Origin of the sequence: Brucella haematophila, assembly GCF_005938105.1 — a bacterium.
Taxonomy (GTDB): domain Bacteria; phylum Pseudomonadota; class Alphaproteobacteria; order Rhizobiales; family Rhizobiaceae; genus Brucella; species Brucella haematophila.
The window spans coordinates 1-25263 of sequence record NZ_VCPE01000018.1; the positions used below are offsets into that span (position 1 = coordinate 1).

The window sequence follows — 25263 nt, forward strand, 5'->3', positions numbered from 1 at the left end:
ACTCATGGCGTTCTCTTCCGTTTGGTGCATGACGTCAGAGATGATAAGCGCTATTCAACTTGGACGGTGAGGCAAGCGCGGCTACACCATAGGAGCCTGTGGCGTATGCAACAGGCTTTCCAGCTAAAGGCCATGGGGCCGTTCAACACGGTTACTAACTCCCCGATCACCAGGAGTCAGAGAGTTTCGTTTGCGGGGGCGCACCGCAAGCCATCGCTCTCCCAGGATGAAGGGGAATGACGATGCGGGTTTCAGTCGAGCTTGATCCCGACGTGAACGATGTTGCGCCGACAGGCGACAAGATCACCACCTATGACGAACGGCATTTCGTGACCTATCTGCGGCTTCTCGATGCCAAGGCCGAGGATGCCGACTGGAAGGAAGTGGCGCGGATCGTGCTGCATCGCGATCCGGTCGCGGAGGAAGTGCGCAGTTTCCGGTGCTGGCAAAGCCATCTCGAACGTGCGCAATGGCTTTCGCGCGAGGGTTACAAGCGGATATTGGAACAGGCTGTCGCCAACAAGGCGTGACGCCTCGGGAGTTGCGACAACCGTAAATACTGGCCGAAGTCAGGTTCTGCCGGGTTTGACCGGGTAGTGCAGCAACAGGCGGTAACCGCCGCGCATCATCTTGATGCCATGCGCGACAAGCCTGCGAGCCTTGTTCTTGGAGGGATCGGTCTCGAAATCCTCCTTGTTGCCGTGGAAGTCGAGCAGGATTTCCGCAATGGCGCGATAGCTCTCGCCGCATAGTCGCGCATCCAGCGCACGTAGAGACAGGATGTGCCATTCACGGAGCTGGTCGGGCAGGACGCCGATGGGCGGGCCAGGCCGACGCTGTGTGAGGGAGCGCCAAAGGCGACGCGCGGCATGGACGCGAAGCTCCAGAAAAGAATCCATTGGCAAGGTTACGGCGTAGAAGGCGGCGGCGTCGGGCACCGCGTTCGGCAACCAGAACTGGTGCGCGATGTTGCCCACGTGCCAGACGCCATGCCAGCCATCGGCCGCACGGCGCAGATCGAGACCATCAAGGTGAGCAAGTGCGACAAGCAACTCTGTTTCTGAAACCTCGTGTTCGACAGGCGATAGCATGACTGCTTGCGGCTGAAGGCACGGAGACCAGAACAGGGGGGCGCGATCAGGCGATGCGTCGGGGTCGCTTGGGAAATCGCAACCCCCAGCGTTGCGCAAATCGCTCCATTTGCTGTGCGCCGGGTCGCCCGGTCAGGCCGATGGTCTGGAAATCGTGGCGATACTCTTCGTTGCGACGAAGATACTCCCAGGCGAAACCGGCGGCCGGCAGATTTTCGGTGTGCTTGTAAGCCGCCGGAGTACGCCAATCGATGCTAAGCATGGCGTCATTCTCCCAATGGCGGGCTGCGCAGGGCAAACCCGAATTGGAAGCCTGCTGGATTTCAGGCGGCAACTGTAGCTGCGCCAAGGCTATAAGTGGTGCAGATAAGTCGATCAATGTATTGGTTGTTTTTGCCTTAACAGTGCTTACCTTGATTCGCGAGCCGGGCGCAGCCCGGCGAGCGGCGGCCATGTCCCGGCATGGCCGCGCCGCCGATCCGCTGAGCCGGATTGGCGAAGAAATCCAGGAACCTGAAAGGCGGAAAGCCGTAGAGCCGGTTTCCCGGCTCTACGGATTGGCGGTCATCGGATCTTGAGGCGCTGCATGCCTTCGGCGAGCGTCCAAAGCGCGCGATTGACGGCCACGTTCTGCTCGATGCCGTTGATGGGGCGGGTCTGGCTGCGGCGGATGCGGCCTTCGGCATTGTGCTTGCGGCCATGGAGCCCGCCCCGGATTATATTTTCCTGAATGGTGTTGTAGGTCATCCAGAGGCTTTGCCCGACATCCTCGCGGCGACGCGGTTCGATGATCTGTTCCGGGCGGATCGGGCTTTCGTCCTCGCCATAGCGGGCGACAAGGCTGGCCTCGGCCAGAACGCGGCGCTCATCTTCGCCAAGCTGGATTTCCTTCATGGTTTCGCTGGCGTCGATCAGCCGGGGGAAGTCCTCCGCGACCGTATAGACGCCTTCGATAATGTCATGCTGGATATTGCCCTTATGGGGAACGCGCACGTCCTCGAACCGCTCTCCCGCCACAAGGCTGTTGGTGCAGACGAAACGGAGCATTCCGGCGAACATCTGGTAGCTGCTGGTTCCGTCATGGCTGTTGACGATGATGACTTCCGCCGCCTCCTGCTTGCCGATGCCGTCATCCCGGCGCAGGCGCAGCATATGCTTGGCGTGGCCGTGGCGGCTGCCGTCACGCGGAACCGACTGCACGGCGAAGAACGGGAACCATCCTTCCCGCCGCAACCCCTCCACGATGTCGATGGTGGGGACATAGACGTAACGCTCCGACCGGCTGTCATGAGCCTCGCGGGCGAAGATGGACGGGACGTGCCGATAGAGCGCTTCGTTGTCGAGCGCTTCACGCCCGCTGATCTGATGGCTGTTGCGGCCGAACCGGGTGGCAAGGTGATGATAGGTCATGATCTTGATCCTTATGGGTCTGGGTTGGAGCGCAGCGCTGCGCTGCAACCCTGGCCGTCGCCGAGACCGGGGGGTGCAAGGCGCAAGGGCGGACGGGCGGAGGGGGATCACCCGGCCTGCACAAGCGGATCGAAGTCATGACGAGAGTGCGCAGCACATATCCGCGCGGAAGGCTGGGGATACCGCCCGTCCGCCCTTGTGCCGCGCCAGGGGGCAGCGCCCCCAAGCAACCCGCCCGGCCAGAGCGAAGCGGAGGCCGGGGAGAAGAGCTGATCGGGATACGCGAAACCTGAAAACCGGAAAGCCGTCTATCCTGATCTCCTTGTTTCCTGAAAGGCGGCGGACATGAGCAAAAAGAAGCCCCGCTCGGTTGAGCGGGGCAATCTCGCGGAGCCGGTCTTAGTCGCCGTTACGGCGGGACCAGATGAGGTTGTGGTTGCCGCCGTCCTCGGCTTCGACCAGGCTGGCGTAGATCGGTGCGGGGAAGCTCGGATCGTCCAGCTTGACAGAGAGGTATTCGCGCTGCGTCTCGCGGGCGGTCTTCTTCCAGGCCGCGCCGAATTCGGTGGCGCCGGCGAAGATGCGGAAGTCGGGGCCGCGCTCGCTCTCGCCCTCGCTGGGGACGAACTTGGCCTTGACGTTGAGGGTCAGGGTCTTGACCGCGCCGGTGAAGCCCGCGCCGTTCTCGTTCTGGGTGAAGGTGCCGATGGTCGCCATTGTCGTATTCCTTTTCCTGTCGGGCCGCTCCATTGCGACCTCGATGGTGGTCGTGAGACCGGGGACGATCGGCCCCGCACCCGTCAGGGCTGAAACAACGTGGCAGGCGGCCGGCGACAGCTTTTTTGCTTCGCGATGCAAAGCCGACGGCGGCGGAAAAAAGCTGGCGACGGACGTTGCGGGAAGACGAGCGAGCCGCCGCTTCAGCGGTGGCGGTCGTCGGTCAGACCATGCCAATCGAGGACGCGAATGGAGCGCCCGTTTCAGGAAATTGCGGGAATACGGCAATGGCGGCCGTCCTGCGCCGCGCCGGGATCGGAGACGCTGCGCCGGTCGCCTTGGCTGCGGTCTTTTCATCCTGACCTTCAAGGCCAAGTCGTATGCTGCCAGCAGGGTGTTTGCGAGCGAGGCTTCGCCTGACCTGCGCCGGTGCTGGCGTGTCCGGTGTGGCCGGAAGACCGATTGCGGGCCGCACGCCATACCTTGCCAAGCAGATGATCCGAGCTTCCCGGTGCTGATCCGCCGACCCGTCGAAGCGGACGAAAAGCCCAACCTGTTGGTCTGCCGTGGCGACCATGACCAGCTCCGCGAGATTGCCTCTCCAGCCGGATGAGGCTTGCCGCGAAATGTCCGCCGCCGCCCTTGCGTTATGGGATTGAAGCCGAATGGCGGAAACGCGGAGAAGTCGTGGTTCCGGCGCAGCCGAAAGCCCGGCCCGAAGGGCAACGCCCGACGACTACATGAGTGAAGGCTGTCTATGGCGCTCGTCGCTTGTCGGCAGCGGACTACGGGCAATCATAATCTCCAGGAACGCGGAAAACGATGACATCGCCTTCGAGAGAACACCTTGCTTATCCATTGCAACCAAGGTCGCGCATGATCGCGCCTGGCAGTTTATCGATTTCAGCGGGTTGAAAACGATATCGGTAAAGCCTTTATAGTGATAAATTTTGTTCCTCAGATAATCCATGTGCGGATACAGCGCCGAAATATAAAGCCAGTCATAAAAGACTGTTTGCGGATAAATTGGATAGTCGTCTTCATCGAAGTGAAACCCTATCAGGGGGCCGGAATCGCGTAGTCGCGTATCCGACTTCGCTGCTCGCGGTTCCATTTCATAGAGATCGCTGTATGGTCCGCCATCCCTGAAAACCTTGCTTCCCTGAAAGGCATTTTCGAGAGCTATTTCGCGACCGGCCAACTTCACTTTGAGGCTAAAGGCACTCATGCGTTGGCCAACGCGATCCTCCGACTTGCTGGATATCTCCAGCAGCGGAGACAAGCCCCGTCTGGCCGCACTTTCGTGCAGCGACAACACATTCTTCCTCTTTTGGGAATCGGCCATGCCAGCGTGCCAGTGGAATTCGACAGGGCATTCCTGAACGAGCCGGTTTCCATCGGGAAGTGGTATGAAGACGGGGCGTTCGGCCATTTTCAGTATCCTGACAGTAGATCGGCCGATATGTGATCGGGTACGAGGAGTTCATATTTCTTGGCGACCTTCCGCCGTTCTTGCACGGCCGCGTCCTTCCAATTGGTTCGCTCATAGATTACCGGAAAATCCATCAAGTCCAAAGCGCGTGTGAAATCGAACGTCTCAACACCAGCTTTGGGTCGTGTCCCAGGCGGTGGTGTAGCTGAGGGATGGCCATCGGAGATCTTCGGATAGGTTTGGGTTGCGAAACTCAACCAACGGAGACTCCGATGACCGATGAGATGATGAGCGTTCAGGCGCTGCTGGGGAAGAGTGCGGACGCCGATTTCCTACGCGAGATGATCGGCTTTGCCGCGCAGCGTTTGATGGACCTTGAGGTCGGCAGCCTGACCGGCGCCGGCTATGGGGAGAAGAGCAGCGACCGACTTGCCCAGCGCAACGGCTACCGCGATCGGGACTGGGAGACGAGGGCTGGCACGGTCGAGCTGCGTATCCCCAAACTGAGAACCGGCAGCTATTTCCCAGCCTTCCTCGAACCGCGCCGCCTTGCCGAGAAGGCGCTGACCGCGGTCGTACAGGAGGCGTACATCCAAGGTATCTCGACCCGGTCGGTCGATGATCTGGTGAAGGCGATGGGGATGACCGGCATCTCAAAGAGCCAGGTGAGCCGGCTCTGCGAGGAGATCGACGTGCGCGTGAAGGCATTTCTCGACCGCCCCATCGAGGGCGACTGGCCGTATGTCTGGGTGGACGCGACATACCTTAAGGTCCGTCAGGCCGGTCGCATCGTATCGGTGGCGGTCACCATCGCGGTCGGCGTGAACGGCGACGGTCGGCGCGAGGTGCTCGGCATGGCGATCGGCACGTCAGAAGCGGAGACGTTCTGGACCGACTTCCTGCGGAGCCTGGCACGACGGGGCCTGCGCGGCGTGAAGCTCATCATCTCGGATGCCCATGAGGGCATCAAGGCCGCCGTCTCGCGGGTGTTCAGCGCAACCTGGCAGCGGTGCCGGGTGCATTTCGCCCGCAACGCCATGGCGCACGCCGGCAAGAGCGGTCGCCGCGTCGTCTCGGCCTTCATCGCCACGGCGTATGCCCAGGAGACGCCTGAGGCCGCCAAAGGGCAGTGGCGCAAGGTCGCCGACCAGCTCAGGCCCAGCGTCCCGAAACTCGCAAAGCTGATGGACACGGCAGAGGAGGACGTACTGGCCTACATGTCGTTCCCGCCGCAGCATCGCGCCAAGCTGCACTCGACCAATCCGCTCGAACGCTTGAACGGCGAGATCAAGCGGCGCACCGGTGTCGTAGGCATCTTCCCCAATGAGGACGCCATCACCCGTCTCGTCGGTGCCTTGCTGCTCGAGCAGAACGACGAGTGGGCCGTCCAGCGGGGCCGCTACATGACACTGGAAAGCGTTGCGCAATTAAGCGATGATCCCGTCGTCACGTTGCCGTCCATGGCAGCGCGATCCACCCGGGCCTAACCGGAGATCAAAGCGGCTACGCCGCCGAAGCTACACCACGCAGTGGGACACGATCCCAGCTTTGTTGGAAACATCATCCGACAATAATATTCCTGGCCTCGTCAGAACAGACTTGTCGACTTTGATGAATACGGTGTCTTTTATTCTACCATCCTGCCTTATCGTCCATTCCATAGGGTGCTGGTCGAGGAAGCAAAGGTGGACATAGCTATGCAGCCCCAAGCGTTCATCGGCCTCGTGGCTCCAATCATTTCCTCCTGCTGCCGGAGGAGCGATACCTTTCTCCCGCAACAAATGAAGCGACATCAATCCGTGAGATTTGATGGAGGGCACGTTACGAGTATCCGTGAAATGATAGAAGCACTTTCCCATCATATATTTTTCGATGAATTCTGACGGCTTCATGGTCCCCTCCCAAGGTTGTTTCGGGAAGGGTGATGCAATCAGTGCAAAACCGCAAGATGCGCTTGAGATTTCACAACAAATTATGCGCTCATCTTGGTCGCCTATCGTGCTCAAGGCTTGCAGCGGCGACAAGACGCATCAGCGCCGATAGCCCCGTAGAGGCTCCGCCGACCAGACAGAAGATACTCCGCCAGACTTCGAACGGCACGGCCTCGCGCGTGATGCCGTGAACCAGTGCGTAGCCCGCAACGGCGGCGGGCGCGGCGAAAACAAGCGCCACGGCGAGACGCAGGATCGGCGGTCGCACCGCCATGAACAGGACAATCAGCAGACCATAGGCGACAGCGCCTGCCACCAGCCCGACCAGGCCCGCGCCGATCAGGCCGCAGCCGGAGGCATAGGCCCAACGCGCCACCTCCACGCCGAGCATGAAGGGCAGCGCATAGACGGCGAGCGTATAGGCCAGGACGCATAGACCGCCGACCAGCGCGACGGTCATCAACATGAGCACAATCATAGCAAGTTCCTCCTGAACCGATGACGGCGACGGTCATCGGATCGGTCGCGCGGGGTCGATCCCCGCGCGACCGCAATTTTTTCGAGGGTGGAAAATAGGAAGGCCGGGACCACTTGCGCGATCCCGGCCCGGTCCTCACTCGACGGCTTGCAGATAGGCGTCGGCTTCCGGCTCGGCGGCAGGCGGCGCGGTACGCAGCACGGTCGGCAGCCAGCCGGTTCCGGCCAGAAGCTGTTCGGCGGCCTGCGCCATCTCCGGCTTCTTCAAGCCCGCGATCCGCTCGGCGGCTTCATCGCTGACGGCTTCCCGCACGGCGGCGAGGATATGCGCCTTGGTGACGCGACCAAGATAGGTCCGGCCGGTCGGGGTCCAATGCGCCGTCATGTCCAGCATCGTCGCCGTCGCCAGCTTTTCCGCCGTCGCGCGCGCGTTCGGCTTCTGCTCCCACTGAACCTTGACCGCATTGATGGTCAGCGATGCGCAATGCGCGAGCAAGGCCATGAGGCTCGCATGGTCCAGACCGGCGACGAAGGCCCACAGGTCCGCTACGTCGCGGGGCATGTCCGACGCCCATCCGGCATGACGATCCGCCAATGCCTTCGCGGCGGGCGTGTCCTCGATACCGTCCGCATGGGAAGCGAGATAGGCGCTGCTCAACCGGATTTCGAGGCAGGACGCTTCCCCGCCACGATAGAAGGTCTGCGCCGCCAGCGCGTGAACCACGGCGACAAGCGCCATATCCGGCTGCTCGCCAAGGGCGAGGCGCAGGCCAAGGGTGCGATGGGCAGTCAGATCGCGGATGAGAAGGTCCGACAGCGGCTTTCCCGCATCCCCGGCGTCCTCGTCCTCGGTCTCGAGCGCGGAATCCGCCCGCTTGTCCTCGTTTCCCTCGTCCCCGACAATCTCCCCATCCTCGTTGACGGTCACACTATCCACTTCATAGGTGGCGCTTTCCGCTTCCTCTGGTTCCGGCGCTTCGTCCTCGGCGCGGATGAAACCACGCTCGATCCGGGCCGTGCCGTCATGGTTGAGGATGACGAACACGCCGCCGCGAGCGATTTCGTAGGCGTCATAGGCGTGGCGCTTGGCGTCGATCCGCTCGATTTCGGCTTCAAGCTCCGCCAGCCGCTGATCCATCTCGTCGGGAAGGTCTACGTCCGCGTCCTGCCATTCTGCCGAAAGGCGCTCCAATTCCTCCTGCGCGGCGTCATAGGCGGCGGCATCTTCCTCCGACAAATCCACCGGGTGGGGATAGCTGCGGCGCAAGCCGTGCGCATGGGGATAGTCGATGTGAGCGGCGCTCCACTTCCATCCCTCTGCGGCCTGCACCTCGACGGCGATGTCTTCCAGCTTTCCGACGACAAGCCGGTCGAGCAACACGGCATCCTCGAAATAGCCGCCCCGATCCTCGGTGAAGAGGTCGCGGATGATCGTGCCGCCTGCCTCCGCATAGGCGTCCGCCCCGACGAAACGCGCGCGCCGTTCGGTCGCCTCCACATTCGCCTTGGTCAGATCACGCCGGATCGTCGCGGGTTCGCGGTTCCACGACAGATTATCGAAAACCTGTTCCTGCCGGTCATGATCCTCGGTGATGGCAAAGGCCATCAACTGATCCAGCGACAAGCCGCCATCCCGATAGACCTGCATCAGCTTCGGGCTGACCGCGCCAAGGCGAAGCCGCTGCTTCACGACATGGGCGGAAACCCCGAACCGGGCGGCGATCTCTTCCGCGCCCCATCCACGATTGTCCGCCAACTCTCGGAACCGCTCGAACTGGTCGGCGGGGTGCATAGCCTCGCGGGTGACGTTCTCGTCAAGGCTGATTTCCGCCGCGTCGTTCTCGGTATCCAGAACGCAGCGGATCGGTTCGGACTTCTTGATCTGCTTGCGCTTCACGCGCAGCAACTGCGCCAGCCTGCGGCCTTCTCCGATAGTCACGAAATAGCTGCCGGTTGGCTCGCCCTCCGCGTTCGTCTCCGGCTCCACCACCAGATTTTGCAGCATCCCCTTGGCGGCGATGCTGGCCGACAGCGCTTGAATATGGGCTTCGCTGTGCGGGGTCTTGCGGGCGTTGCGGGGCGACTTCTTCAACTTGTTCAGCGGCACGAACAGCACTGCGCCGCTTGCGGCGGCAGGGGCTTCGGAAACCGTGGCGGTCGTTTCGATGGTGTTGGTCATGTCTTGATCCTCATTGGCTTGGGTTGGAGCGCAGCGCTGCGCTGCAACCCTGGCCGTCGCCGAGACCGGGGGGTGCAAGGAGCAAGGGCGGGCGGGACGGAGGGGGATCACCCGGCCTGCACGGAACGGAGGCACGACGTGGAGGAAGGCCGGGGATACCGTCCCGGGCGAGCGTTAGCGATCCCTTGCGCCGCGCCAGGGGGCAGCGCCCCCAAGCAACCGGCCCGGCATGAGCGCCAGCGGACGCCGGGCAAGAAGCTGGATCAGGATGTGCAAAGCCTCAGAACATGGAGGCCGTGGAAGCTGATCGCCGCAGCTACCCTTGTGGTGAGGTATGACCCAGTTCAACAGCCTTGCGACGCTGGGCGGTCGTCAACGCGGTCCAGAACCGATGGACGCGCGCGGTCGGCATTTGTTTCAGATCGTTGATATGTTGGGCGCGGCGAAGCTCGATCTGAAAGAACGACGGGTGATGATCGATGTTGAAAGCCTGAAGCTTCCAGAAGACGACGGCGGCGTATTTGGGGGTGAGCTTCTTGTTCTTGCGATAGTAATCCAGAGCGCCCGACAGGATCGGGTTCTCCTCTTTCGCGGCAAGCTGTTCAAGGGTGCGGATGCACGATTCCAACTGCATCTGCTGGGTCAGCTTGGCGAGGTGACGCTTTGCCTCGGCTGGCGACAAGCGCCGACCTTTCTCCATGACCGCCACGTCGAATTGAAGTATGCAGTGAGATCCGACCCAAAGCGTCGCATCGGTATAGTGATTGGCGATCTCGAAGTGGTAGCGAAGGTCTTGCTGGCCGCAGAGTTCACAGGTTTCGATGGGTTGCTCGTGATCTACTGTGTTGTCGGTGAAGGACCACTCGTCGAACGCAGCCGGCAGGGTTCCCGCCACTGAAAGCGGTAGAATACTGTCACGAATCCGTTGCGTGTACCCGCCTATGATGATGCCGCCCGTTATTTAAGAGCGCTTACCTTAGCTCAACTGCTATTTAAGCCAAGCGCCAATTGCTTAAATAACACTGCGCCCGCATAATGGGGTATGTCCGAATCAGCTTCCAACCTCCGGCTAGGCCGCTTTGTCGAGACCCCTGTTGCGGGCGAAATCGTGCGTGCCTTCGTACCGCCCGCACTGCCGCCGGAACCGCCGATCGACGTGCTGACCCTTCTGGAGCGGCTAAGTTTGGCGGAACGTGCCTTGGGGCGCCTGGACGGCATCACTATGCTGCTGCCGCGCCAAGAACTGTTCCTCTACATGTACGTGCGGAAGGAAGCCGTCCTTTCGTCCCAGATAGAAGGAACGCAATCGACCCTTTCGGACCTGCTCCGCTTCGAGACCGAGGCGCAGGCCGGCCAGCCGATCGACGACATCCGCGAAGTCTCGAACTACGTCGATGCGATGATGTATGGGCTGGAACGGCTGGAAGAGCTACCGCTGTCACTGCGTCTGATCCGCGAGATGCACGAACGCTTGCTGCAAAGCGGACGCGGCGGGACGAAAAATCCCGGCGAGTTTCGGCGGTCTCAGAACTGGATCGGTGGCTCACGTCCAGGCAACGCGCTTTTCGTGCCGCCGCCGCCGACCGAGATGGATGGTTGTCTCGATGCGCTTGAGCGCTTCATGCACGAGGACGGCTCGCGTCTGCCCGCCCTGATCAAAGCTGGGCTGTTGCACGTCCAATTCGAGACCATCCACCCGTTCCTGGATGGAAACGGCAGGATCGGCCGCTTGCTGGTGACGTTGTATCTCTGCGTCAACGGCGTGCTGCGCAAGCCGCTCCTCTATTTGAGCCTGTACCTGAAGACTCATCGCGCCGACTATTACCGCCTGCTTCAGGAGGTGCGCGAGCACGGGGCATGGGAAGCCTGGCTCGATTTCTTCCTCACCGGCGTTGCGGATACGGCCAATCAGGCGTTCGAGGCCGCTACCCGGATTGTCGATCTGTTCAAGGACGACCGCGAGCGGATCACGACAGAGAGCGACCGGGCAGGCTCCGCGCTGCGTATCCACGATCTGTTTCAGCAGAACCCGTTCCTAACGGCCAACCAGCTCGTTCAGCAAACAGGACTCTCAGCCCCCACTGTCAATGCGGCGCTCGCTGATCTGAAACGGTTCGGCATCGTTGAAGAAATCACCGGGCGCAAACGGGGGCGCGTGTTCAGTTACCGGCGATATCTCGCCATCTTGAGCGAGGGAACCGACCCGCTCCCCACAACGGCCTAAAGGGGGGGAGCCTGTGCCGATAAAAACTATATCCGCCGCACAATTCGCGACCGCCTTCGATCTCAGGCCAAACCTCGTGGCATGGTTTCTCGGTGCTGGTGCATCGGCCGCCTCCGGCATTCCGACTGGCTATGCCATGATCCGCGATTTCAAGGCGCAAATCTTTTGCCGCGAAACAAACCTGTCAAGGCGCGAGATTGATACCGCTGACCCGATCTGGATCGACAGGATCGATGCCTTTTTCCGCCAAAACTCGCTGTTGCCGCCTGACGGTGATCCTACGGAATATGCCAAGGCCTTCGAAGCGGTTTATCCAGAGGCTCGGCATCGCCGACAGTATATAGACGATGCGATCTCCAAGGGCACTCCCTGTTTTGGACATAAGGTGCTTGGCAGTCTTATGGCCGCCGGTAAGGTAAATTGCGTTTTCACGACGAATTTCGATCCGCTCGTCGAGGAGTCGGCGCATTCGGCAAATGGGATTCTGCCAGTAGACGACCAGAACCGGCCGACTGTGGCGGCGATCGATTCCGCCGACCGTGCCATGAGGTGCCTGAATGAATCCGACTGGCCGTTGGTAGCGAAGCTCCACGGCGATTATCAGTCGATCACGATTAAGAACACGGGATCAGAACTGGAGGAACAGGACACCCGGATGCGGCATATGCTGGTCGAATCCGGCAAGCGCTTCGGAATGATCTTCGTCGGCTATAGCGGACGCGACGCTTCGATCATGGAGGCGCTGAACACGGTTCTGGATGGGCCGTCGCCATTTCCGAACGGACTGTACTGGCTCACCTCGTCAGTTTCGCGCTTGCTGCCAGCAGTGATCGAATTCCTAGATCGTGCTCAAGCGGCCGGCGTGGACGTGGCCGTCGTCGAATGCGCGACCTTCGACGAACTGGCTGCCGATATCATCAAGATAACCGACCTACCCCAACCGCTTCTTGATCGCGTGATGGAAGGGCGACCTACGCCGCGCCTCGTGCCCGTTCAGATTCCACATACCAAAGCCCGTGCCTTCCCGGTGCTGCGCTATTCGGCGATTCTGCTCCAATCGATGCCGACCGCAGCCAGACGCATCAGGCTGAGCCAATCAACGACGTCGGCAGAGGTACGCGAGATCTTCAAAGCAAAGGGATATCGAGCGACAGCAGCCGTGTTGGGGCGTGAGCTAGCGGCGTTCGGGCGGGACCAAGAAATCCTGGATGCCTTGGCTCCGCTCAGCCCATCGCTCACTGGAACGATCGACCTAGATCCGGTCGCCGATAGCTGGGCGGTGGGATTGCTCTACGACACGCTCGTGCGATCTCTCGCCCGACAGCGCCCGCTCATCCCACGCTACAGGCGTTCGGGCCATTCGCTCGTTGTTGCAACACCGCGCGACGGCGATGATCCTGATCGAACGCGGCGTCAGCAACAAACCCTATCCCGGCTTCGCGATGCCTACGGCACCAGTTTGTTTGGCACAGTGCCCAAGCTCGGCTTCCCGTTTCAGGAGGGTCTCCACCTCAAGCTGGAACAAGTCGATGGAAAGTGGTGGTGCGGCTTCGAGCCTTACACGTTCGTCCAGTTGCCCCGACAAGACACTTCCCAAACGGACGGTGATGAGGGACTGGTCGCCGAAGAAGCTCCCGCTGAAATGGGTATGCGAGCCGAGCGCCGAGGTGATCCTGCCGGTGACTGGCGCCGCGAGCGATGGGCCCCGCGCTATAATAGAAATTGGGCCAGCATTATTGGGGCCTGGGCACAGCTTCTAACCGAAACGGGAGGTACGACCCGAAGTGCCTTCGGCCTCGAGGATGGCACTGGCATTGATGCCGTGTTCAAGGTGTCACCCGTCACAGGGTTTAGCCGACCATCGCATCACCATACCTACTTCGACAGGAGCAAATGATGGCGAACCCAGCCCTCACCGAGCTGCCGCCATTCACGCTCTTGGATGAGCCGGACCTGACGTTTTCGCCATCCGACACCACCCAGGTAGATGTCCATCCATTGCGCGGCCTCCTGAACTTCGGGCCGTATTCGAAGGGATCGTTTAGCGGATACACTCCCCGCATTCGAATCGCGACGGTTGGCCCGGAGAGCGCTTTCCATCGTCGTGGCGATCTGATGAAGCTGTTGCGCGGCGTGCATCGGCCTTCCGACAGATCAGAATATGTGCCGGAATATCCCGGTTTTGAGCGCCTGTTCCGTGTGTCGCTCGATCCCGCGCCAGCGAGCGCGCACATCAAGTGGCCTGAACACCTCGACCAGTTGCCGGGTGACGGCAACGCGCAGCATCGCCTATACCTTGCAATGGATGCCGCGCTCCGCCGCCTCGACGCCGTCCGCAACGAGTTCGACGTTGTGCTTGTCCACTTTCCCGACAACTGGGACACGGCGACACGCGGAAAATTCTTTGACGCACACGACGTGCTGAAGGCTCTGGGCGCCAAGTATAATATTCCGACCCAGGTTCTGAACGATCGCGTCTTCACCTTCAGCTTTAAGGCGTCGCTCGCGTGGCGTCTTTCAACCGCACTGTATGTGAAGGCTGCGGGCACGCCATGGAAGCTCGCGCCGCTGAAGGGTGTGCCGGCGGACACCGCCTACATCGGGTTGGCTTATGCCCTGCGCGGTGACCAACAAGACGCGCATTATGTGACGTGCTGCTCGCAGGTCTTCGACATGGACGGTGGCGGTATGCAGTTCGTCGCGTTCGAGGCGCGAGACCCGGTGGCCGACGTGGCCGAAGCCCGCCGGAACCCGTTTCTCAGTCGCGACGACATGCGCGCGGTCCTCGCCCGTAGCCTGGAACTCTATCAGGGGCGCAATGGCGGCAACCTACCGAAACGCATGGTCATTCACAAAACGACCGCGTTCAAAGAAGCTGAAATCGAGGGCGCGTTCGATGCGCTTACCGGTGTAGCGGAAATAGAGTGCGTCGAGGTCAGTTCGGCGTCGTGCTGGCGCGGCGTCTGGCTCATCAAGTCGGGCGTGGAGAAACCGCCGTCGAAACCTTCGGGGTTTCCCGTGCCGCGCGGGACGATGGTGATCCGCACGGGCAATTCTGCCTTGGTATGGGTGGCGGGAAATGCCCCCGAGGTCTCAACCAAAGGCGATTACTATCAGGGCAAGAAGAGCATCCCCCGGCCGCTACAATTGATCCGTCATGCCGGCAGCGGGCCACTTGAACTTACAGCCCATGAGGCGTTGGCCCTCACGAAGATGGATTGGAATAACGACGCGCTCTACGACCCAGTGCCGGTTAGCATTCGCTATTCGCAGAAACTGGCCCGCACGATAGCGAACGTCCCGGACCTACCGCGAAATGTCTATCCGTATCGCCTGTTCATGTAAGCATTCTAAAGCGAGTACGCGCTGATATGTTGCATACCGAGCCACCTCCATCTGCCGCTCTCGCGCGCATCTTGCATCCAACGGTTGCCGGATCGGGTGCATATGGACATCTACTTCTCGAGCAGCGCATCACTGGTCTCTCTGATGCCGACATATCAGAACTGCGTCCCTATTTTGAGTCGGCCCATCAGGACGCTCGCGAAGTGTTTCACGCGGCCGCCCGGATTTCGCTGCATCCTGAGGATGGCGAAATGGGAGATCATGCGACCTATCCCAATTGCCTGCCGCCAAAGACTGTCCGGGGCCTTTTCGGTGAGGTCATGTGCGGTATCGCCGCGGAGAATTACAGCCTAGTCGGAGGCAAGACATGGCGCGTGCCGATCTTCCTATTCCGGGAGCATGCCCCGGTCGCGCGCTATATCTTTGATCTCGTGCGCGATCCCGCACGGGTTAAAGAAGTTCACGGACGGCCCGGCAATGACTTCATCGGCCTGGAGCTCGCAGCGGATGGAACCGTCTTGGCTTTTATTGCCGGGGAAGCGAAATGGCGCGCCGATCTAACGGCATCGACTATCGACGGGATTATGAAGGGCGATGGCAAGGGGAAAGGCGCAGCGCGGGTATGGGCAAACAATGGCGTCTGGAACGACATCAACACCGCGTTGCTGATCCCACAGGGAATACAACAGATTTGCGATCTACTAAAGGTCAAGGATCGCGACGGATATGCCCACACGATCTTTTCGCTGGACCAAGCACTCCTAACAAATGTCGGTCCGCCGCGCACCGACATGGTGCTGATCGCCGGCAATCGCGCGGCGACGCGCGCGGCTGGCACCGCTCTGCTTCCGACAACCGCACCGCCTGCGGACTATAAGGCCGCACGGCCGCTGCAGATCGTCGAGATTGTGCTCGTGAGCGGCGAGGACATGATTGAGCGGCTCTACGCATCACTTTGGAAAACCAATGGCTGAGCTTGATGAGGATCGGCGGGCGCTTGCCGAAAGGTTTCGCTTAACGCATGCAATCGAAAATGCGCTAACTTCCCAGCAAGCGCGCTTGTTCGTGCGCTCCATCCAGAACAGTTGGGGTGTGCAACCACTGGCCTGGACACAAAGTCAGTCGATCGAGCTATTCAGTGAAGCGCGACGGCTGTTGCACGCTGCTGGAATCTTCGAAGATACTGACGGTTCCGATAGCGAAGCGGCGACGTCCTGCTATCGCCGCGCGGGTGAACTGCTGGAATGGCTTTCGCGATCGCGCGATGAGGTCACACGTGAAGTGCCCGCTGAGATTCTTGCGGCCGGTGCCTATCAATTGGCTGGGCTCCCGGCGATGGCGACGGGCATACTGCGACTGTCGAAGGTAGACGGTGCCGGCGGCATCATCGGTGCCTTCCTATCCTGTAATTTCGATTCCGTTCTGGAGCGCACAGCGGTCTTCTGGCGGGACAATGCCGATCTCACGGGACGAGACGGATCCGCGCGCTTACTAAATGCAGCCGAAGACAGTGCCACAGGATTCCCGCCGCAGACGTCGAAACCAGATCAAGAATGGGACGCGGAGGAGGATGACGTACCCCGCGAGGCGCCCTTTAGTCCTATCGCATGGTATATCGTCGTGGAGACAGTCCGGACGCTCGGTTTGCTGGCGGAAGGATTGCGGCGCGGCGAGCAGGACCGAACAGGGTTAGCTCTCGAGAAATTGAAAGCGTTAGTTGAGGTCGCAACTCGCTGGGCGAACGATGAGACCTGGATCATGTTGCGCCTTCTCTTTGCTGCAGCCGAGCGCTTCGCGCGCAACAACTTGCATCGACGCGCCGCAGTGCTCATCACGGACACAGTGACGGCGGGAGAGCGGCTCAGCCGCTTTGCTCGCGAGCAGTTTGGACGAGGGCGCGGCGTTCTGTGGGCCTCGCAGATCAAAGGTCTCGAACGACTGGCGGCAGGAAACGCCTTTGCCCTGTGTACACCGACAGGGTCGGGCAAAACGATGGTGGCGAATCTCGCGCTAGTTAAAGAGCTGCTACTTACGCCACCTGAACCCGGAGCGCCGGGTCGGCTCGCCCTCTATCTGGTACCCTCGCGAGCGCTCGCGGGTGAGGTCGAGGCGAAGCTCAGCGCTGAATTTCGCGGCGAGGATATCGTGGTCACGGGCCTTTATGGAGGTACGGACTGGGGTATCACCGATAACTGGCTGACGACGGAAACGCCCACGGTCCTCATCGCCACAGTTGAAAAAGCCGAAGCGCTGATGCGCTATGTCGGCAGGCTGCTGATTCATCGCCTGGCTTTGCTCATCATTGACGAGGCGCATCAGGTGGTGGTGGCGGGAACGCCGAAGACAATGCGCGACCTGGCGGCGCACGGTGATCGGTCCATGCGGCTTGAAAGCTTGGTGTCCCGTATCCTCGTGCTCAAGCCGAACATAGCGCGCATCGCACTTACCGCGGTTGCCGGCGGCGCAGCGCCACCTGTATCGCGATGGATTGAGGATGATGAAGCCGCTAATCCGGTAGGGCTCGGCTATCGGAGCAGTCGTCAACTAGTTGGGGTGCTGGAATGCCGCCCCAAACAATCCCCTTTCATTACGTTAGAACTCAATAATGGGCAGCCGCTCTATGTGCGAGGTCGTGATGCGCCCGTGTTCCTTGCACTTGGCTTGCCGCCGATGCCTGACCCGCCGGCAGGGGTGAAAAACAGCCTACATCATTATGTGCAGATCCACGCGCTGTGGACTGCGCTGCATCTTGCGCCGAGCGGGCGACGTATACTGGTGTCGGTTACACAGGGTCCAGATCGTGTCATGCGGCGCTATGCCGACGCGTTTGATCTCACGGGATGGTCAGCAATAGCCCCCTTCGCACCGAAAACAGAGTACGCACAACGGCTGTTCGATGAGGCTCGCGCCGCCTGTGTCGACTATTGTGGTGAGGGGTCGAGCGAGGTCCGCCTTCTCGATCACGGCATCGCAACAAGCCATGGTCAGATGCCACAGCGGCTTCGGCGCCTGATGGTTGAGCTGATTGACAAGCAGGTGTGTCCCATCACGGTTGCGACCGCGACATTGACCGAAGGGGTCAATCTGCCCTTCGACCTTATCATTCTACCGAGCCTAGAGCGTATCGTTGAATTCGGCACCAATGGTGCGCCGGTAACCGATATCATTCCCACCTCGGAGTTCCGCAACCTTGCGGGGCGCGCCGGGCGGCCCGGGGCGGCGGACGCGATGGAAGGTCTTACTCTGGTCTGCGTGCCAATAACGAACAGCGCGACGGCGGCTAGCAAGCAAAACGAGCAGCGCAGGCAACGTGACGCCTATGTCGCAAACCTCAACCGGATGCTCCATCTACTGGCGCTCGAGGAATCGGCCGATCTCGTAGTCTATGCGCCGCTGCAAACATTGCTGGTTTCGATCTGGACAAAATTGCGGGATTACTTCGGGCTGCGAACCGTGGCCGACCTGCATGATTTCCTTGAACAGACAATGCCCGAGGGGGTCGGGACCGACCTCGGCGTCGGTTCATCAGCGTTGCTCGACCTGCTAGGCGACAGCCTTGATGAGCTTGATGGCGTGATCATCGCTGCCATCGACGAAGTCGATAGGCTGGAAGGCTTGCCCCCTGCGTCGCTCGAAGCCGCCTTGAGCCGTGTGTGGCAACGAACCTTTACGCGATACTCAAGTGCTGTTGAGGCCTGGATGGAGGCAGCCTTCATCAAACGCGGCCAAGCGGTGGTCGAACGTCTATATCCCGACCCGATTCAACGGCGAACTCTCTATCAAATAGGCTTTACACCCTTTGTCGGCCGCCAATTCCAGCAGGTATCGCCTCAGATTAACGCCGCCCTCAAAGAAGCAGTCGATTATGGCCGGAGATCGCCGGAGGCGCGCTTCACGCTTTTTTGGCAGATCGGAGAGTTGGTACGAACCGGTCGAGGGTTCGGTTTTACTTCACGGAGCGCTACTGAAGCCGCGCTGATCGGGCGCTGGCACGAGGTAGCCGGCTGGTGGTTGCAACGCGAGGGCGCTCCACCGCCGCCGCCAGCGGAGTTGAGACGTTGGCAGGGATTTGTTGCGAACAATCTGGAGTTTCGTCTCGGGGTGGCCGTCGGCGCTGCCGTTGCAGAAGCGTGGAATGCTGGTGCGGGCGAACTTGAGGTGCCGAGTCTAGAAACGTGGCGGGCAACTAGCGGCCTGCCATGGATCGGATTCTGGTTCCGCGAACTGTTACGATGGGGAACACTGGATCCGTTTGTCGCCTTTGCGCTCGCACAGGGGATAGTCGGCACAAGGGACGAAGGCGCCGCACGGCGTGTGGATTATGACATATGGTTGGTTCAACGGGGCACCCCGATCTCAGATGAGGACTTGATCGACCCACAGCTCTTTCTCGAATGGCACAGGTCGTTGCCAAAGCCGGATCGGGCCGCAGCAGCACCCAGCACGGTGAGCGCAAGCTTCACGGAAGTGGAAGGGAAACTAAGCCGGTACGCGGTGCGACCAGTGCCAGCTCCTGATGGCGTCATCTGGCTGGATCCAGCAGGCTTTCAGATTGCACAAAGCTCATCGATCCCTGGCGACCCCGAGGTGAATGCATCAAGACGAGATTATGAACTGGTGAATGATACCTTTGGTGTCCGAATAGTGCGAACGTACTAACAATGCGCATTAATGAGATGGTATTACTGTTTGGTACTATTGCAGTATTTTCGTCGATCTGAGCGCACCAAAAGTGTCATCCGTGTGTGGCCGTTGTGGGTTGATGAATGAGGAATTGCTTTCGGGAGCGGTGACGAGCCCAGCTAGAATGAATTAAATTGGCGGGCGAAGCAGAGTTCGATGGCCATCAGTTGGCTCCGCCATCCCTCTATGACTTATTTTGGAGGGTCATGGAGGGCTATGGAGTAGATATAGTTCTCATCGCTATCTCGCATGGCCCGCCATTTCCCCCCTTTTTGTTTTCTGTTGCAGCGCCAAAGCTGGGACAATGTTCTGGGCGCTTGAGTTCAGTTTGCGGCAGTATCGTCCGTCGCATAAATCGCGACTCGACAGTTTTTCTTGTATTTAAGTTCATTTATCAATTATAATACAGATTTTTTATCAAGTTCATATGAATTATACTAAATTTTAGATTCTAATATATAATGTATATTAATTTTTAGGGTGAAATAGAAATCAGAATTATAAAAGATAACATTGATTTTATTTAATGATTATTATGATATCCATTCATTTATTGTTCATCGCGGGTTGGGTAGCGTGAGTTCATCACGAAAGGAGAATATCATGTTCAAGAAGATCCTACTCGCAGCTGTTGCTCTGTCGTTCATTGGCGCGCCGTTGGCGCAGGCTCGTGATAACCAGCCTCAGCGCAAGCCAGCGGCACATCAGGTTCAGGCCAAGAAGCAGCCTGCCAAGGGCTGGTCTAAGGGGCAGCGTTTCAACAATTCGCGTCATAGCCAAGTCACCGACTACAAGCGCTATGGACTTCGTGCTCCGGGCAAGGGCCAGCATTGGGTCAAGGTCGACAATCAGTATCTTCTGATTACGGCGGCGACCGGTCTTATCGCTGGTGTGATGGCTGCTCGGTAATTCGAGCACGAGAATTAGGACGGTGAATGCCGTCTTCACTCAATGATCAGCGCCCGGGTTCTTCTTTGAGCTCGGGCGCTTTTATTGACGGATTGGCAATTAGCGCGATTGTTTGCGCATGAGCATGATGAAGAGTGGTGTACCGATAAACGCGGTTACGATGCCTGCCGGAATTTCCTGCGGTGCGAAGATTGCCCGGCCCAGCATATCGGCCAGAACTGTTAGCACTGCGCCGATCAGCGCCGTCACTGGCAGCAAATGCCTGTAGCGCGCGCCGCAACAAAGGCGCGCTGCATGTGGCGCAATCAACCCCGCGAAGCCAATCGCTCCAACAGCGGACACCGCGCCCGCCACGGAAAGGGCGGCAAGCAGCAGCATCCACAAACGGGTGATTGCAGTGTTGACGCCGAGCGATTCAGCCGCATCGCGACCGAGCGCCAGAATATCGAGGCGTTTGGCGAATGCCATTGAAACGGCGATGAGCATAAGCCAGGGGGCAAGTGCTGCCACATCCTGCCAGTTGCGCCCATGTGTGGAGCCAGCGAGCCAGGCAAGCGCTTCGGCAATCTGAAGCTTCGCTTCAATCACCACAATTGTACTCAGTGCTGAAAGGCTGGCCGCGACGGCAAGTCCGGTCAGTGCTGTGCGTGTCGGTGACAGGTTTTTGCCGAGCAGGCTCAACAGCACAACCACAAGGCAAGCACCGCCTGCCGAGAAAAGGGCAAAGAGTGCGCTACCGGGAATGATACCGCCGAGTAGTGCGACGAGGCTTGCAAGCGCTGCGCCTTGTGCAAGGCCCAATGTCTCTGGGCCGGATAGTGGATTGCGGGTCACGGCCTGCAACAATAATCCCGCCACTGCGAGCAAAGCGCCTGCGCCCATGGCCACGAACACGCGCGGCGCGCGTAGCGCCTCGATCGCCTGCCAGTCGATGTCGCGTCGGGCAATTCCGTCGCCGAAAAGAAGCCCGGCCAGAAGAACCGCGACCAGAAGTGCGCCGAGGCTCGCATAAAGCGCGGTCGGCCGCTTGAATATGGTTTTACCCAGAATCTGTGCGGGGCTGGCCGTTGCTTCAGTCTTCATGCGGCGCAATACGAAGATCAGCGCCGGTGCTGCAAAGCAGGCGGCCAGAATGCCTGTCGGGATGATTGTGCCCGCGCTGCTCAGCCATTGTGCTGCAATGTCGGCTGAAAGCAGCGCAACGGCTCCCCACAGGCAAGCGGCGGGCAAAAGCACATTGTGTCGAACCATGCCGGTGGCGCGCAGCAAATTGGGCACTGCCAGACCAATGAAGCCAATGGGCCCGGCGATGGTGACGGCGGCGCCCGATAGCACGATTGTTGCAAGAAGGCCGATCAGTGCCGTCGCTTTGCCCAACCCAAGGCTTGCCGCCATGTCGCTGCCGAGCGCCATAACATCGAACTGGCGGGCGAGGGCAACGAGCAGCAAAATTGCGGCGACGATAAAGGGAGCGAGCGGCGCAACCTTGCTCCAGCCGGTTTGTTCCAACATGCCTGACGACCAAAGGATAATGCCGGATGCGCGATCATCCGCAATCAGGATGATGGCGGAGGAGAGCGCCGAAAAGGACAGTGAGACCGCTACACCCGCCAGTGCAAGCCGAACCGCTTGGGCACGCAATCCGCCGCCCACCAGCAGGCATAATGTTCCGCCAAGCGCACCGCCGATGATGGTGGCGAGAAAGCCCGGAAAGGCAAAGGGAAGCAGCAGGCTGGAAATAACCAATGCCAATTGTGCGCCGCTGGTGACCGCCAGAATGTCCGGTGCGGCAAGTGGATTGCGCAAAATGGTTTGCATTACCGTGCCTGCGGCAGCAAGGGCTGAGCCGACCAATATGGCTGCAACTGCGCGGGGCAGGCGAATGGTCTCGATGATGATCTGCGCCAGGGATTGCGGGCGCGATGGTGACTGCAAGACATCCTGTAAGGTGACATTGCCGCTACCGATGACGAGTTCGACAGCTGTCAGCGCGACGAGCAGCAGGATTGCCAGAACAACAATGCCTACAGTGAAGGTCGCCGTTTTCGTCTGGTTCGACGCCAGAGGTTGCGCGGTCATTCCGCGTTCCGCTCATGTTCGGCGGATGGCTGAACGGTTGGATCATTGACCCAGCGGGGCATGCAGAACGGGATCGGTAAAACCGGATGCGCCGTCACTTCGATGTCGAAATCGAAAGCTTCTCTAAGGCGCTCTGTTGTGAAAACGCTTTCGGGACTACCGGAGGCCATCAAGTGGCCTTTGCGCATCAAAATGACATCGTCGGCCAGTTCCAGCACCTGATTGAGATCGTGCAGAACGGCTACGATGGTCAGGCCATGATCGCGGTTGAGCTGCTTGAGCAGTGTCAGCAGTTCAGCCTGATGGCGAATGTCGAGAAAATTTGTCGGCTCATCGAGAAACAGGACTGACGGTTCCTGTGCGAGAGCCAACGCCACCCAGGCGCGCTGGCGTTCGCCACCAGAGAGAGAAGCCACCTGACGATGACGCAGGGCATGCAGGCCCGTTTGCGTGATGGCGCGTTCGATAGCCTGGCGGTCATGATCGCCGAGACGGGAAAACAGGCCGCGATGCGGATGACGTCCGTTTTCGACCAGTTCTTCTACGGTCAGGCCAGCGGGGACTTCCGGCATTTGCCCCAGCACGGCGATCTTGCGGGCGAGATCAATACGTTTCAGACGGTTGATGTCTTCCCCGTCGAAAAGGACTTGACCGCTCGTTGGCGTTTGAAGACGCGCCATGCTGCGCAAGAGCGTGCTTTTGCCTGAACCGTTGGCTCCGCAAATGACAGTTATGCGCCCGGCCTGAACCGAGGCATCAACCGAGTTCAGAGCCATCGCGCCGTCAAAACTGACGGAAACGCCAACCGTCCTGATGATTGCTTTGTCCTGCGTGGCCATAGGCTTCCAAACGACATGTTCTTCGATGCCGTGTGATAGACAAGAGGATACGGCTCCGCAAGTTTTCTAGAGCATTCCAGTTAAGATTGAATCGTCGGGACGTTTGCATTGTCCAATGGACGCTCTGCCGACAGGTGGTCGATCAGTGCACGCGCCGATGAGGTCAGCTCATCCAGCGAACGTATGCACAGCGACAAATGCCGCGTGGCCCATGCATCCGTCAGCGGTATTGGCACGATGCTGGTTGTTGTCATCATACGGTGCGCAACCAGTTCCGGAATGATCGCCAGACCGACGCCTACGGCGACCATCGGGCAAATGCTCTCAAATGTACGCAGCCGCGTGCGCGTCTTCAGCTTGACGCCAAGACGTGCCGCATGGGTTTCAATGTGATTGTAGAGGGCACCTGAATAGAGCCCGATAAACGGTTCATGCAGCGCATCGGCGAGACAGGCCGATTTTCTGGCGGCGAGGGGATGGTCTGGTCCCGTAATCAGAACCAGTCGGTCGATGGTGAAGGGGAGGAGTGTCAGTCCAGCGGTATCGACAGCGTCCGACAATATGCCGATCTCGACAAAGCCGCCGGAAACAGATTTTGCAATTTCCGCGCTCTGCCGTTCTTTCAGCTCAACATCGATTTGCGGATTGTCGGCCATAAACCGGGCAAGTCGCGTCGGGAGATATTCGGTAACGGAAGCCGTATTGGCCGCCACGCGCACGGTTGAACGCATGCCCTTGGCATGGGCGATCAGATCGGTATGCATATCGGTCATCTGGCGCAACACGATGCGCGCATGATGCGCAAGCGCTTCCCCCGCCGCAGTGAGCGTAACACCACGTCTGCCGCGTTCGAGAAGCTTGACCTCGCCAATGGTTTCCATATCGCGCAAGCGTTCGCTTGCGGAGGGCAGGGCTAGCCCCACTTCCGCAGCGCCGTGCGTAATGCTTCCGGCGTCGGCAACGGCGATGAAAAGGCGAAGGTCTGTAAGGTCGAAACGCATGCTTGTTTATCGCCGATATTATGCCTTCGGTAAAGCCGAAGGCAGAATATGGAAATTCCGCATTTCGCAAAACGGGGATTTCTCTATAGCGGAAGAATGACCCAATCAGCCGCACTTATCGTCACGATTAGCCTCACTTTCCTTGGCGCTGGCTTTGTCAAAGGCCTGACCGGCATGGGATTGCCAACCGTTGCCATGGGTGTGTTGGGCGCGCTGATCTCACCTTTGACAGCAGCAAGCCTGCTTATTGTTCCGTCATTCATTACGAATGTCTGGCAGCTTCTGGCCGGGCCAAGTTTTCGTGCGCTGGCTCTGCGCCTTTGGGCCATGATGGTGGCAATCATAGTCGGAACGTGGATCGGCACCTTCATGCTGGTCGACGGCGAGACGAGCCTGACCACCGCGCTGCTCGGTGCATGCCTGGTCATTTATGCTGGGTATACGCTGCTGGCCCGACAGTGGCACGTAGCGGCTCGGCACGAAGTCTGGCTCTCGCCGCTGATCGGTCTTCTGACTGGCTTGATCGCCGGTGCGACCGGCGTGTTCGTCATCCCCGCTGTTCCCTATCTTCAGGCGCTGGGGCTGAAGAAAGACGATCTGGTGCAGGCATTGGGATTGTCGTTCACGGTGTCGACCATTGCGCTTGCTCTCGGGCTTTCCTCGCGGCAGGCCTATAGCGGCGATATTCTTCTCATTTCGCTCGCCGCCGTCCTGCCAGCGCTGGCAGGCATGGCGCTTGGGCAGGTTTTTCGCCAGAAAATAAGTCCGGAACGGTTTCGCCTCTGGTTTCTTGTCGGGCTTATGCTATTGGGAACGGAAATGCTGGTGAGACCGATATTCTTGATAAGCTTTCAATAGCGGAAGAATTTTCTTTTCCCCTCCGATACATACGGATTTGCTTTCTTGTTCGCATATGTCGGAGACAGGATACTCACGCTCATCAATA

Annotated in this window: 23 protein-coding genes; 10 read left to right on the forward strand and 13 right to left on the reverse strand. The window is 59.7% G+C overall.

What is annotated here, in order from left to right:
* Positions 1-242: 242 nt before the first annotated feature.
* Positions 243-530 (forward strand): DNA -binding domain-containing protein, encoded by a 288-nt coding sequence (locus FGI60_RS21265; protein WP_138786960.1) that lies wholly within the window; start codon positions 243-245, stop codon positions 528-530.
* 39 nt (positions 531-569) lie between these two features.
* Here the strand turns inward: FGI60_RS21265 and FGI60_RS21270 are convergent, their stop codons facing one another.
* Positions 570-1091, reverse strand: a complete 522-nt coding sequence (locus FGI60_RS21270) for a DUF2285 domain-containing protein (RefSeq protein WP_138786869.1) — start codon at positions 1089-1091, stop codon at positions 570-572.
* A 46-nt stretch (positions 1092-1137) separates the two neighbouring features.
* The gene (locus FGI60_RS21275) at positions 1138-1353 is read right to left on the reverse strand and encodes a transcriptional regulator domain-containing protein (protein ID WP_138786870.1); all 216 of its coding nucleotides are present in this window, start codon (positions 1351-1353) and stop codon (positions 1138-1140) included.
* Here FGI60_RS21275 and FGI60_RS21280 point away from each other — a divergent pair.
* Positions 1352-1669 (forward strand): hypothetical protein, encoded by a 318-nt coding sequence (locus FGI60_RS21280; RefSeq protein ID WP_171058825.1) that lies wholly within the window; start codon positions 1352-1354, stop codon positions 1667-1669. The genes FGI60_RS21275 and FGI60_RS21280 overlap by 2 nt on opposite strands.
* Here FGI60_RS21280 and FGI60_RS21285 read toward each other — a convergent pair.
* The 4 genes from FGI60_RS21285 to FGI60_RS21300 all read right to left on the reverse strand — a co-directional run bounded on the left by FGI60_RS21285 (position 1656) and on the right by FGI60_RS21300 (position 4650).
* Positions 1656-2501, reverse strand: coding sequence for a DUF932 domain-containing protein (locus tag FGI60_RS21285; RefSeq protein ID WP_138786872.1), 846 nt, complete (start codon positions 2499-2501; stop codon positions 1656-1658). The genes FGI60_RS21280 and FGI60_RS21285 overlap by 14 nt on opposite strands.
* Before the next feature lie 399 nt (positions 2502-2900).
* Positions 2901-3218, reverse strand: coding sequence for a DUF736 domain-containing protein (locus FGI60_RS21290; RefSeq protein WP_138786873.1), 318 nt, complete (start codon positions 3216-3218; stop codon positions 2901-2903).
* 223 nt (positions 3219-3441) lie between these two features.
* Positions 3442-3795, reverse strand: coding sequence for a hypothetical protein (locus FGI60_RS21295; protein ID WP_138786874.1), 354 nt, complete (start codon positions 3793-3795; stop codon positions 3442-3444).
* 159 nt (positions 3796-3954) lie between these two features.
* Complete coding sequence (locus tag FGI60_RS21300; protein WP_138786875.1) at positions 3955-4650, reverse strand: DarT1-associated NADAR antitoxin family protein; 696 nt, start codon at positions 4648-4650, stop codon at positions 3955-3957.
* A 272-nt stretch (positions 4651-4922) separates the two neighbouring features.
* On the opposite strand from FGI60_RS21300, the gene FGI60_RS21305 reads away from it, so the two are divergent.
* Entirely contained in the window at positions 4923-6137 is a 1215-nt protein-coding gene (locus FGI60_RS21305) for an IS256 family transposase (RefSeq protein ID WP_138786876.1), read from the forward strand.
* A gap of 30 nt (positions 6138-6167) precedes the next feature.
* Here FGI60_RS21305 and FGI60_RS21310 read toward each other — a convergent pair whose 3' ends face one another.
* From FGI60_RS21310 to FGI60_RS21325, 4 genes are all read right to left on the reverse strand, one after another.
* Complete coding sequence (locus FGI60_RS21310; RefSeq protein WP_138786877.1) at positions 6168-6542, reverse strand: DarT ssDNA thymidine ADP-ribosyltransferase family protein; 375 nt, start codon at positions 6540-6542, stop codon at positions 6168-6170.
* Between the two features lie 88 nt (positions 6543-6630).
* Complete coding sequence (locus FGI60_RS21315; RefSeq protein WP_138786878.1) at positions 6631-7059, reverse strand: hypothetical protein; 429 nt, start codon at positions 7057-7059, stop codon at positions 6631-6633.
* Between the two features lie 135 nt (positions 7060-7194).
* Entirely contained in the window at positions 7195-9237 is a 2043-nt protein-coding gene (locus FGI60_RS21320; protein WP_138786879.1) for a ParB/RepB/Spo0J family partition protein, read from the reverse strand.
* A gap of 316 nt (positions 9238-9553) precedes the next feature.
* Positions 9554-10132, reverse strand: coding sequence for a hypothetical protein (locus tag FGI60_RS21325; RefSeq protein WP_210238464.1), 579 nt, complete (start codon positions 10130-10132; stop codon positions 9554-9556).
* 147 nt (positions 10133-10279) lie between these two features.
* Here FGI60_RS21325 and FGI60_RS21330 point away from each other — a divergent pair, with 147 nt between their 5' ends.
* The 6 genes from FGI60_RS21330 (at position 10280) to FGI60_RS21355 (ending at position 20398) form a co-directional block, all read left to right on the forward strand.
* A complete protein-coding gene (locus FGI60_RS21330) occupies positions 10280-11461 on the forward strand; it encodes a Fic family protein (RefSeq protein WP_138786881.1) in 1182 nt (393 codons plus the stop codon).
* Positions 11462-11474: 13 nt separating this feature from the next.
* Positions 11475-13358, forward strand: coding sequence for an SIR2 family protein (locus FGI60_RS21335; protein WP_235889888.1), 1884 nt, complete (start codon positions 11475-11477; stop codon positions 13356-13358).
* A complete protein-coding gene (locus tag FGI60_RS21340; RefSeq protein WP_138786882.1) occupies positions 13358-14806 on the forward strand; it encodes an argonaute/piwi family protein in 1449 nt (482 codons plus the stop codon). Before FGI60_RS21335 ends, FGI60_RS21340 begins: the two co-directional genes overlap by 1 nt.
* 26 nt (positions 14807-14832) lie before the next feature.
* Entirely contained in the window at positions 14833-15780 is a 948-nt protein-coding gene (locus FGI60_RS21345) for an aminotransferase (RefSeq protein ID WP_171058826.1), read from the forward strand.
* On the forward strand, positions 15773-19465 hold the full coding sequence (locus FGI60_RS21350; protein ID WP_138786883.1) for a DEAD/DEAH box helicase: 3693 nt from the start codon (positions 15773-15775) through the stop codon (positions 19463-19465). The genes FGI60_RS21345 and FGI60_RS21350 overlap by 8 nt, the downstream gene beginning before the upstream one ends.
* A gap of 627 nt (positions 19466-20092) precedes the next feature.
* The gene (locus FGI60_RS21355) at positions 20093-20398 is read left to right on the forward strand and encodes an RcnB family protein (RefSeq protein WP_138786884.1); all 306 of its coding nucleotides are present in this window, start codon (positions 20093-20095) and stop codon (positions 20396-20398) included.
* A gap of 99 nt (positions 20399-20497) precedes the next feature.
* Here FGI60_RS21355 and FGI60_RS21360 read toward each other — a convergent pair whose 3' ends face one another.
* From FGI60_RS21360 to FGI60_RS21370, 3 genes are all read right to left on the reverse strand, one after another.
* Positions 20498-22477, reverse strand: a complete 1980-nt coding sequence (locus FGI60_RS21360) for an iron ABC transporter permease (RefSeq protein WP_138786885.1) — start codon at positions 22475-22477, stop codon at positions 20498-20500.
* A complete protein-coding gene (locus FGI60_RS21365) occupies positions 22474-23316 on the reverse strand; it encodes an ABC transporter ATP-binding protein (RefSeq protein ID WP_138786886.1) in 843 nt (280 codons plus the stop codon). The genes FGI60_RS21360 and FGI60_RS21365 overlap by 4 nt, the downstream gene beginning before the upstream one ends.
* Before the next feature lie 80 nt (positions 23317-23396).
* A complete protein-coding gene (locus FGI60_RS21370) occupies positions 23397-24317 on the reverse strand; it encodes a LysR family transcriptional regulator (protein ID WP_138786887.1) in 921 nt (306 codons plus the stop codon).
* Between the two features lie 96 nt (positions 24318-24413).
* On the opposite strand from FGI60_RS21370, the gene FGI60_RS21375 reads away from it, so the two are divergent.
* The gene (locus tag FGI60_RS21375) at positions 24414-25175 is read left to right on the forward strand and encodes a sulfite exporter TauE/SafE family protein (RefSeq protein ID WP_138786888.1); all 762 of its coding nucleotides are present in this window, start codon (positions 24414-24416) and stop codon (positions 25173-25175) included.
* The last annotated feature ends 88 nt before the right edge of the window (positions 25176-25263 follow it).